The sequence below is a fragment of the Mycobacterium sp. 20KCMC460 genome, assembly GCF_022179425.1.
Taxonomy (GTDB): Bacteria; Actinomycetota; Actinomycetes; order Mycobacteriales; family Mycobacteriaceae; genus Mycobacterium; species Mycobacterium kiyosense.
In genome coordinates this window covers 6,254,911-6,264,831 of sequence record NZ_AP025524.1, presented here as the reverse complement: position 1 = coordinate 6,264,831, position 9,921 = coordinate 6,254,911, and the positions used below count along the sequence as shown (strand labels likewise).

At 65.5% G+C, this 9,921-nt stretch carries 9 protein-coding genes; 6 read left to right on the top strand and 3 right to left on the bottom strand.

Features of this window, described 5'->3' with window-relative positions; translation table 11 throughout:
* Nucleotides 1–42 precede the first annotated feature (42 nt).
* The 3 genes from MKCMC460_RS29010 to MKCMC460_RS29000 all read right to left on the bottom strand — a co-directional run bounded on the left by MKCMC460_RS29010 (nucleotide 43) and on the right by MKCMC460_RS29000 (nucleotide 2,955).
* Nucleotides 43–1,626, bottom strand: coding sequence for a phage tail sheath C-terminal domain-containing protein (locus MKCMC460_RS29010; RefSeq protein ID WP_236978764.1), 1,584 nt, complete (start codon nucleotides 1,624–1,626; stop codon nucleotides 43–45).
* Nucleotides 1,627–1,752: 126 nt separating this feature from the next.
* Nucleotides 1,753–2,010: a hypothetical protein gene (locus tag MKCMC460_RS29005; protein ID WP_238305144.1), complete on the bottom strand. Its 258-nt coding sequence runs from the start codon at nucleotides 2,008–2,010 to the stop codon at nucleotides 1,753–1,755.
* A 225-nt stretch (nucleotides 2,011–2,235) separates the two neighbouring features.
* Nucleotides 2,236–2,955, bottom strand: a complete 720-nt coding sequence (locus tag MKCMC460_RS29000) for an IclR family transcriptional regulator (protein ID WP_236978757.1) — start codon at nucleotides 2,953–2,955, stop codon at nucleotides 2,236–2,238.
* A 249-nt stretch (nucleotides 2,956–3,204) separates the two neighbouring features.
* Between MKCMC460_RS29000 and MKCMC460_RS28995 the strand changes: the two genes are divergently transcribed.
* The 6 genes from MKCMC460_RS28995 to MKCMC460_RS28970 all read left to right on the top strand — a co-directional run bounded on the left by MKCMC460_RS28995 (nucleotide 3,205) and on the right by MKCMC460_RS28970 (nucleotide 9,836).
* A complete protein-coding gene (locus MKCMC460_RS28995) occupies nucleotides 3,205–4,470 on the top strand; it encodes an aspartate kinase (protein WP_236978756.1) in 1,266 nt (421 codons plus the stop codon).
* Nucleotides 4,470–5,504, top strand: coding sequence for an aspartate-semialdehyde dehydrogenase (locus MKCMC460_RS28990; protein ID WP_236978754.1), 1,035 nt, complete (start codon nucleotides 4,470–4,472; stop codon nucleotides 5,502–5,504). The genes MKCMC460_RS28995 and MKCMC460_RS28990 overlap by 1 nt, the downstream gene beginning before the upstream one ends.
* A 99-nt stretch (nucleotides 5,505–5,603) precedes the next feature.
* Complete coding sequence (locus MKCMC460_RS28985; protein WP_236978749.1) at nucleotides 5,604–7,268, top strand: PPE family protein; 1,665 nt, start codon at nucleotides 5,604–5,606, stop codon at nucleotides 7,266–7,268.
* Nucleotides 7,269–7,343: 75 nt separating this feature from the next.
* On the top strand, nucleotides 7,344–7,739 hold the full coding sequence (locus MKCMC460_RS28980; RefSeq protein WP_236978746.1) for a hypothetical protein: 396 nt from the start codon (nucleotides 7,344–7,346) through the stop codon (nucleotides 7,737–7,739).
* Nucleotides 7,740–7,842: 103 nt separating this feature from the next.
* Nucleotides 7,843–8,250 carry a hypothetical protein gene (locus tag MKCMC460_RS28975; protein WP_264894215.1) on the top strand — a complete coding sequence of 136 codons (408 nt, stop codon included), beginning with the start codon at nucleotides 7,843–7,845 and terminating at the stop codon, nucleotides 8,248–8,250.
* A gap of 137 nt (nucleotides 8,251–8,387) precedes the next feature.
* Nucleotides 8,388–9,836, top strand: coding sequence for a catalase (locus MKCMC460_RS28970; protein WP_236978744.1), 1,449 nt, complete (start codon nucleotides 8,388–8,390; stop codon nucleotides 9,834–9,836).
* Nucleotides 9,837–9,921 lie beyond the last annotated feature (85 nt).

Genomic DNA, 9,921 nt, shown 5'->3' with positions numbered 1-9,921 from the left:
GCTGGGCATTGACACTGAACTCCGCCATCGTTCCTCCTGGGCCTACGACTGTCCGGGCTGCTGCTGCTGGATGTTGATGATCACGAACTCGGCTGGGTAGAGCGGTGCGAAACCCACCAAGACGTTCACGATGCCCAGAGCCACCTGATCCGGGGGGTTGTTGTTGACGTCGCACTGCACCAGGTAGGCGTCGGCGGGTGTGGAGCCGGCGAACGCCCCTTTGCGGAACAGGCCCTGCATGAACGCGGTGACGTTCAGTCGCAGCGACGACCACAACGGCTCTGCGTTGGGCTCGAACACCGCCCACTGGGTCCCGCGGCGCAGTGACTCCTCGATGAATAGGGCGAGCCGGCGCACCGGCAGGTACTTCCACTGGTTCTGGGCCTGGTCGGCGCCCACTGTGGTTCGCGCACCCCAGATCACCGGCCCGGCTGCGGGCATGGTGCGCAACCCGTTGACCGCCAGCGGGTTGATGGTCCCGCTCTCACCGTCGTCGATGTGCGCGGTGAAGTCGGTGATTCCGGTGATGGCGGCGGCGGTACCGGCCGGCGCCTTCCAGACGCCGCGGCCGCTGTCGGTGGCCGCCCATACGCCTGCCACCGCGCCGCAGGGCCCGACGGTGATGGTGGCGCCGGTGTTGTCGGGGAGCGTGAGGTTGGGGTAGTAGACCGCCGCATTCGCGCTGGGTGTCAGCGGTGGATTAGTGCTGATGGCGTGGAAGTCGAGGGGGGCGACCGACGCCCATTCCTTCGGCGGATCGACGATCAGCATCGCCCGCTGCGGCACGCAGAACGCGGCGGCGGGCTCAAGAATGGTGGTCGGATCGTAGGTGTTCGCGGGATCGACCGGAAGGCAGAGGATGTTGAAAATATCGGCCTTCGTCAGCGCGTAGATACCGGTTTTCTTGGCGGGGTCGCCGAGCGGGACGGGAGGCTGTGCATCGGCGTCGTCGGCGGGGTCCGCTGGGGCTGCGGGTTTCGGCGCCGCGAACTGTGCGCCCGGGGTCGACGTGCCCGGTACGGACGTGCCGCTCGGTGTGTTCGAGGGGGCCTTGGTCCATCCATTTGTCGCCGCGGGAGTGACCAGTCGCGATCCCGCCAGCAGCGTCGGCAGGTACTGAGGTGTGCCCTTGATCAGATTGGCCCCCGCGTAGACCTCCTGCGACACCACCTGGGCTCCCGAGGTCGATTGCTGCACCTGCCGGATGGTCAGGTTGAACTGGTTGACCGCCGGATTGACTAGGGCCGTGGTATCGACCGTGGCCCACAGGTTGGTTCCCCAGGCGCCCGGCGAGCTGGCCTGAAGCGTGATGTCGGAGGACAGCGAGAGGGAGGCCACGGAGTAATTCGTGGTGTCGCTTGGGTTGTCGGCGCGCACGATCAACGCGGTAGCGCCTCCGTTGAGGAAGAACAGGTAGACGGCGTAACTCATCGGCCAATCGCTGTCCAGGCCGCCGAACTGGTTCTCGTAGTCCGCCCAGCAGTTCACTTGGAACGGGTAGTCGACTATGCCCTGCGGGGCGAGTCCTACAAACGCAGCAACGGACGTCGGCACGCCCACGATCGGCCGCACGGGATTCGGCAGTTCATTGACGTATACGCCTGGATAGGTAAGAGGTAATGGCATATTGCTCCCCCTTGTTCGGGAAGCTCAGCGACGCCTGGGACGGCTGTTGCTCCGAGCTCCAGTGGTATTGGGCGCCCAGGCCGTGTCGCCGTGCAACATTTGGGTCCGCTCAGCGGACCGTGTGAGTTAGCCCTGAGTCAGGCCGGGGTGGGCGATGACAACGGCGTTGCTCCAGAGCAACCCGCCATCGCCGTACGGATCTAATCGATGGTCGGTCGCGGTGATCTGCGCCTCGCCCGCAATCACGGCCTCGTGCAGGGCGGCAGACAGGTGTCCGTTCGGATCGGCGGTGTAGGTGAGGTAGTCGACGACGTCCTCGCCCGTGGTGAAGATCCGGAGGGTCACCGAGCGGCCGGGCAGGAATCCGCTGCCCGTGATCAGCACGGGTCCAGGAGCGGTGTTGATCACTGGTGTGTTCGGGTAGGCCGACCTCTTTCGGGGTGGCGGTACCTCAGAGGGCATGATCGGCGCTCCGGTTGATCTTTGCCATGCAGTTCGTAGCCCAGGTCGGCTGCGTTCTCCATGTCAGTTCCCCGAGGTTGCTCACCCCACACCCGCCACAATGATGAGACAAGTAAGCGTTCCGCTCAGCGGACCGCCGCCCGTCCTTCAGGGCAACGCGGCCTCGATCCGGCGGACCGTGCGCAGCACCAGTTCACCGAGCTTCGGGGATGGGCCAGCCGCGTACTCGAGAGCGAAGACCGCGCCCAGACATTCGCCGTGACGGTTCCGCACCGGAGCCGACACTGAACAGGTCCCGGGCATTGTGTCCTGAAGGTCGGACACGGTCGCGCGTACATCGAGGAGCTGCTCGCGAAGTTGTTGCCATTCGTGCGACTTCCAGCAGGACGGGGGTGGGGGATCCCCGGGTCGCACTGCGTAGAGGATTCGGCCGGCGGCCGTGCGAGCCACGGTTTCTCGGTCGAGCGCATCGGGGTAGAAGGTGCAGCCTCGCCGCGCCGTGGCGGCTATCACCCGCAGTCTGTCGCCGTAGAGAACGACCAGCGCCGACATTTCGCACGCTGAGCTGACGGCCAAGTCGTGCACCGGGGCATGGGCGATTTTCCTCAGCTCGGGGTCAGGCTGCCAGTGTTGGCCGATGCGCCCGAGCCGTGGCCCCACGTAGTAGCGCTGCCCGACTCGCTGCGCGGCACCGAGCTCGACGAGTTGCTCCGCGAGCCGGTGCGCGGAGGTCTTCGCCAGACCACTTACGCGCGCCAGAGCGGTGAGCCCCAACCCGTCGTCGGCTTGAGCAAGCGCTTCGAGGAGCGTAAACGCACCGGCAAGCACGCCACGGCCGGGAGATTTATCGGCGGGCTCGGCGACCAATCCCGGACAGTCGGTGCCAGCGGTCCCACCTGTGACGGCCGGTGCTGGACCGGTGACAGGCGAGTAGAGCCGCGGAATGATGCCGCTCATAATTTGGCCGCCATCAAAGCAGTGAGACGGAAAGGCTTCCTCACCATAAGCTTGCACCGATAGGTGCGCAACAGCCGATCGTCCGTGCCGAGCCGCCCCAAGTATTCTGTGCTTACTCGATCGCACCCAGTGCGGCCAATCCGAACGAAAGAATTGACAGTGGCGCTCGTCGTGCAGAAGTACGGCGGATCCTCGGTGTCCGACGCCGACCGGATTCGCCGCGTTGCCGAGCGGATCGTGGAGACCAAGAAGCAGGGCAACGACGTCGTCGTGGTGGTCTCTGCGATGGGGGACACCACCGACGATCTGCTGGATCTCGCCCAGCAGGTGTGCCCGGTCCCGCCGCCGCGCGAACTCGACATGCTGCTGACCGCCGGCGAGCGCATCTCTAACGCTCTGGTCGCGATGGCGATCGAATCGCTGGGTGCCCACGCCCGCTCCTTCACCGGCTCGCAGGCCGGGGTCATCACCACCGGCACGCACGGCAACGCCAAGATCATCGAGGTCACGCCCGGCCGGCTGCAGGCCGCGCTTGCGGAGGGGTGCATCGTTCTGGTCGCCGGATTCCAGGGCGTCAGCCAGGACACCCGCGACGTCACCACGCTGGGCCGCGGCGGCTCGGACACCACCGCCGTCGCGCTGGCCTCGGCGCTGGGCGCGGATGTCTGCGAGATCTACACCGACGTCGACGGCATCTTCAGCGCCGACCCGCGCATCGTCCCCAACGCCCGCAAGCTGGACACCGTCACCTTCGAGGAAATGCTGGAGATGGCGGCCTGCGGCGCCAAGGTGCTGATGCTGCGCTGCGTCGAATACGCCCGCCGCTACGACCTTCCGGTGCACGTCCGGTCGTCGTACTCGGACAAATTAGGCACCGTCGTCGTCGGATCGATCAAGGACATACCCATGGAAGACCCCATCCTGACCGGAGTGGCCCACGACCGCAGCGAGGCCAAGGTGACCATCGTCGGCATCCCCGACATCCCCGGTTACGCCGCCAAGGTGTTCCGGGCCGTCGCCGACGCCGACGTCAACATCGACATGGTGTTGCAGAACGTCTCCAAGGTCGAGGACGGCAAGACCGACATCACCTTCACTTGCGCACGCGACAGCGGACCGACCGCCGTGGCCAAACTGGACTCGCTCAAAGAGGAGATCGGTTTCACCCAGCTGCTCTACGACGACCACATCGGCAAGGTGTCGCTGATCGGTGCCGGCATGCGCAGCCATCCTGGCGTCACCGCGACGTTCTGTGAGGCCCTGGCCGCGGTGGGCGTCAATATCGAGCTGATCTCCACTTCCGAGATCCGCATCTCGGTGCTCTGCCGGGACACGGAATTGGACAAGGCTGTGGTGGCGTTGCATGAGGCGTTCGGCCTCGGCGGTGAGGAGCAGGCCACGGTGTATGCGGGGACGGGGCGCTAATGGTCGCCATCGGTGTAGTGGGTGCCACCGGTCAGGTGGGCCAGGTGATGCGCACGCTGCTCGACGAACGCGACTTCCCGGCCTCGTCGGTGCGCTTTTTCGCCTCGGCCCGCTCGCAGGGTCGCAAGCTGCCGTTCCGCGGCCAGGAGATCGAGGTCGAGGACGCCGAGACGGCCGACCCGACAGGCCTGGACATCGCGTTGTTCTCCGCCGGCGGAGCGATGTCGAAGGTGCAGGCGCCGCGGTTCGCCGCTGCCGGGGTGACGGTGATCGACAACTCGTCGGCGTGGCGCAAGGATCCCGACGTGCCGCTGGTGGTCTCCGAGGTGAACTTCGAGCGCGACGCGCACAACCGACCCAAAGGCATCATCGCCAATCCGAACTGCACGACCATGGCCGCGATGCCGGTGCTCAAGGTGCTGCACGAGGAAGCCGGGCTGACCCGCTTCATCGCGTCTTCCTACCAGGCGGTTTCGGGTAGCGGCGTAGCCGGGGTGGAGGAGTTGGCGACCCAGGCGCGCGCGGTGATCGACGGAGCGGAACGTCTGGTGCACGACGGCAGCGCCGTCGACTTCCCGGCCCCCCGCAAATACGTCGCCCCGATCGCGTTCAACGTGGTGCCGCTGGCCGGGTCGTTGGTGGACGACGGCTCCGGCGAGACCGACGAGGACCAGAAGCTGCGTTCGGAGAGCCGCAAGATCCTGGGCATTCCCGACCTGCTGGTCAGCGGAACCTGCGTGCGGGTGCCGGTTTTCACCGGGCACTCGCTGTCCATCAACGCCGAGTTCGCCCGACCGATCTCGCCGGAGCGGGCGCGCGAGCTGCTCGACGGCGCCCCGGGTGTGAAGCTGGTCGACGTACCGACCCCGCTGGCCGCCGCGGGCATCGACGAATCGTTGGTCGGCCGCATCCGCCAGGACCCCGGGGTTCCCGACGGGCGTGGTCTGGCGCTGTTCATCTCGGGAGACAACCTGCGTAAAGGCGCCGCGTTGAACACGATCCAGATCGCGGAGCTGCTGGCTGCGCAGTTGTAGAACAATTCAGACGGTTTTCAAACGAATATCAAACCTTCTCGCCATCTTCCTCATAGGGTTAGGGCGTCGTGATCGGGCGCACGTGGGGAGGTCCAACTCGTGAACTTCTTGATTCTGCCGCCGGAGATCAACTCCTTGCGCCTGTTCACCGGTGCTGGATCGGCACCGATGTTGCAGGCCGCCGCGTCCTGGGCGGGTCTGGCCGAGGAATTGGACTCCGCCGCCCGATCTTTTTCGTCGGTGGTCTCCGGATTGAGCGGTCAGGCCTGGCAGGGCCCGGCGGCAGCGGCGATGTCCGCCGCCGCGGCGCCTTATGCGAGTTTCCTGACCGCCGCCTCGGCGCACGCGGGTTCGTTGGCCGGCCAGGCCGATGCGGTCGCCGGTGTGTTCGAGAGTGCCCGGGCGGCGATCGTGCATCCGCTGGAGATTGCAGCGAACCGAAATGCGTTGGTGCAGTTGGTCAGATCGAATTGGCTGGGGTTCAACGCGCCCGCAATCGCCACTGTCGAGGCGTTCTATGAGCAGATGTGGACCAGGGATGTCGCCGCGATGTTCGACTACTACACCGGTGTGTCCGCGGCCGCCGCGCAGTTGAGCCCGGCGCAGAGTGTGCTGCAGAACCTGTTGAGCGGTCTGCCCAACGTCGGGATCGGCAACAAGTCCGGCACCGGCAACCTGGGCAACGGCAACACCGGTAGCGCCAACATCGGCAGCGGGAACAAGGGCAGCGGCAACTTCGGCGGCGGAAATCTCGGCGATGCCAACGTCGGCAGCGGCAACATCGGCAGCGCCAACTTCGGCAGCGGAAATATCGGCTCGGGCAATATCGGTATGGGCAACAGTGGACCGTTGGGCGCCGGAGGGCCGTTATCGCCGATCCCGTCAAAGGGGAACAACAACGTCGGATTGGGCAACACCGGCAACAACAACCTCGGCATCGGCAATACCGGCAACGGTAATCAAGGGGCCGGTAACACCGGCAATAACAACATCGGTTTCGGGCTGACCGGGAACAACCTGATCGGAGTCGGCAGCGCGTACTACAACTCGGCAACAGGCCAGTTCGTCCTCGCCGGCTTGAATTCCGGCACCGGCAATATCGGCTTCGGGAATTCCGGTTCCAACAACATCGGGTTCTTCAACTCCGGCTCGGGCAACATCGGCATCTTCAACTCCGGTGTCGACACGTCCGGCGGATATGGGGTCCATACCGCGGGGATAGGTAACTCTGGCACCGCCAACATCGGCCTCGGGAACTCCGGAGCCGGCAGCTTCGGCTTCGGCAACGGCGGGAGTGTGAACACCGGCATCGGCAACGGCGGCAGTTTCAACACCGGCTTCGGCAATGGTGGCCCCACCAACACCGGGTTCAGCAATTCCGGCGGTGCAAATACCGGTAGCGGCAACTCCGGCAACATCAACACGGGATCGTGGAATTCGGGCGCGGTGAACACCGGATTCGGCGTCACCACAGACTCCGGTGAGACGGTGTCGGGCTACGGCAACAGTGGCTATTTCGTCTCCGGCTTCAACAATTCCATCAGCCCGGCTCCGAGCACCGGTGGCAGTTCTGGCTTCGGAAATTCGGTGGCGGGTGGTTCGGTGCACAGCGGATTCACGTCCGGTTTCTTCAACACCGGAATTTCTGAGCTGTTCTTGGGCCTGCCGATTGGTGATGCCAGCGGGTTCCTGTCGGGCTTGTTCAACAGCGGCACCGGGGTAGCGGGAATCCTCACCACCAACGTGGGCCGGCTGCCCTATTGAGCGGGCACGCGCTCATAGCTGCTACATAAGTTCTCCATAGCGATCACTACTGGTTGCCCCGCCATCATCTGTGTCATGAGCGAAATTTCTGACACCCCAACCACGCGGACCTCTACCGCGGTAGCAACGCCTCCGGCAACCGAAGTGCACGAGCACAGGACACCCAGGGTCTTCAAGGCCGCCGCCTGGGTCGCCATCGTCGCCGGCATCACCTTCGTCGTCTCGGTCATCTTCTTCACCGGTTTCCGGCTGGGGCTGATGGCTGGGCACGGCGGCGGCCACCACCACGGTCATCACCACAAGCACGCGATGATGCATCACGGCGGGTTCCCCGGCAGCGGATTCCGCGGCGGCGGCAGCCCCGAAGTGGGTCCGGGCGGACCCGGCGGCGCCGGCGGCCCGGGCGGGCCGGCCCAGGTGCCGTCGTCCGTCTCGCCTTCGGCCACTCCGTCCCCGGCTCCCGGCCGCTGATCAAACCTGTCACCGATAGCCCGGCGCTCACTCGAGCGCCGGGCTACATCAATTCATGGCAACTTTGCGGTAGCAGCCCTTTACCTCGTCGCGGCGCTGAGCAATGCTCGAAGACATGAGTGATGCAGCACCACCGCCAGCCGCGCCAGCTCCGCCTGCTTACGCCGAGCCCGTGCCCCCGCCTTACCGGGAAAAGCCCCCCCGGCTCTACGCGGCAGCGGCGTGGGTGGTGATCGTCGCCGGCACCATCTTCATCGTGTCGACCCTGTTCATGGTCGGTGCCGCACTTCTGTGGGGCGGAAGCTGCCACCACCGTCACTGGCATCACCATCACGGCTACTACGCACCTGAGGGCCCCGGCGGCCCCGGCTACCAGTACCGATTCCCAGGGCCGCCGCCTCCGGGCATGGGCCCGGGATTCCCGGGCGGACCGGGCGGACCGCCGAGTTCCGGGCCTGCTCAGTCGCCCACTTCCCCCCCGAGCGCACCCCCGACCCCGCCGGGCCGCTGACTGCGCCGTTTCGGCGCGGGGTTGACGGGTAACCCAGTGATGTCGGCCGGATTCGGCGAGTTGCTCCGCGTCTGTCGTCAAATACCGTGCCGCTCTTGACCTTCCGTTAACACAGCCCAGTTAAAGGAGGTAGCGAGATGACGGAGCGCTACACCACCACCGATGCGGGCGCCCCCGCTCCCAGCGACGAGCAGTCGTTGACCATCGGGCCCGACGGGCCGATTCTGCTGCAGGATCACTACCTGATCGAGCAGATGGCGCAGTTCAACCGTGAGCGCATCCCGGAGCGTCAGCCGCACGCGAAGGGCGGCGGCGCGTTCGGTCAGTTCGAGGTGACCAACGACGTCAGCCAGTACACCCGGGCCGCGGTGTTCCAGCCGGGCACCAAGACCGAGATGCTCGCCAGGTTCTCGACGGTGGCCGGCGAGCGGGGCAGCCCAGACACCTGGCGCGACCCGCGCGGCTTCGCGCTGAAGTTCTACACCAGCGAGGGCAACTTCGACATGGTGGGCAACAACACCCCGGTGTTCTTCATCCGCGACCCGATGAAGTTCCAGCATTTCATCCGCTCCCAGAAGCGCCTGCAGGCCAGCAACGTTCGTGACCACACCATGCAGTGGGACTTCTGGACTCTGGTTCCGGAGTCGGCACATCAGGTGACGTGGCTGATGGGGGACCGTGGTATCCCCAAGAGTTGGCGGCACATGAACGGTTACAGCAGCCATACCTACAGCTGGATCAACGCGAGCGACGAGATCGTCTGGGTCAAGTATCACTTCATCACCGATCAGGGCATCGATTTTCTGACCCAGGACGAGGCCGACCGGCTGGCCGGGGAGGACGGCGACTACCACCAGCGGGACCTGTACGAGTCGATCGAGGCCGGCAATCACCCGTCCTGGACGCTGAAGGTCCAGATCATGCCGTTCGAGGACGCCAAGACCTATCGGTTCAACCCGTTCGACCTCACCAAGGTGTGGCCGCACGGTGACTATCCGCTAATCGACGTCGGCAAGATGACGCTGAACCGCAACGTCACCGACTATCACACCGAGATCGAGCAGGCTGCCTTCGAACCGAACAACATCGTGCCCGGGACCGGGTTGAGCCCCGACAAGATGCTGCTGGCGCGCGGGTTCTCCTACGCCGATGCGCACCGCGCCCGCCTCGGCACCAACTACAAGCAGATTCCGGTCAACACGCCGAAGGTGGAGGTGAACAGTTACTCCAAGGACGGCGCGATGCGGATGAAGAACGTGTCCGACCCGGTGTATGCGCCGAACTCCTTCGGCGGGCCGCACGCGGATCCGCGCCGTGCCGCCGAGGTGCGTTGGTTTGCCGACGGCGAGATGATCCGCTCGGCGTACACGCTGCGCGCCGAGGACGACGACTGGGGACAGGCGGGCACGCTGGTGCGCGAAGTGCTCGATGACGAAGCCCGGGATCGGTTGGCTACCAACATCATCGGCCATGTTTCCAAGGGCGTGAAGGAGCCGGTGCTATCGCGGGTGTTCGAGTACTGGCGCAACGTCGACCCCGATCTGGGCAAGAAGGTCGAGGAGGGGGTGCGGGCGAACCTCGGCTGATCCGCTGGGCCGCGCCGAGCCAGTAGACGGTCCGGAAATTGGGTACTTGTCTACCCCGTGCACCCAAACCGTACGGGAATATGTC

Bases quoted from the DNA above. Each gene is read 5' to 3' on its own strand.
- MKCMC460_RS28975 (WP_264894215.1), top strand. From the start codon at position 7,843: ATGCTCGAAGACATGAGTGATGCAGCACCACCGCCAGCCGCGCCAGCT.
- MKCMC460_RS28980 (WP_236978746.1), top strand. From the start codon at position 7,344: ATGAGCGAAATTTCTGACACCCCAACCACGCGGACCTCTACCGCGGTA.
- MKCMC460_RS28990 (WP_236978754.1), top strand. From the start codon at position 4,470: ATGGTCGCCATCGGTGTAGTGGGTGCCACCGGTCAGGTGGGCCAGGTG.
- MKCMC460_RS28970 (WP_236978744.1), top strand. From the start codon at position 8,388: ATGACGGAGCGCTACACCACCACCGATGCGGGCGCCCCCGCTCCCAGC.
- MKCMC460_RS29010 (WP_236978764.1), bottom strand. From the start codon at position 1,626: ATGCCATTACCTCTTACCTATCCAGGCGTATACGTCAATGAACTGCCG.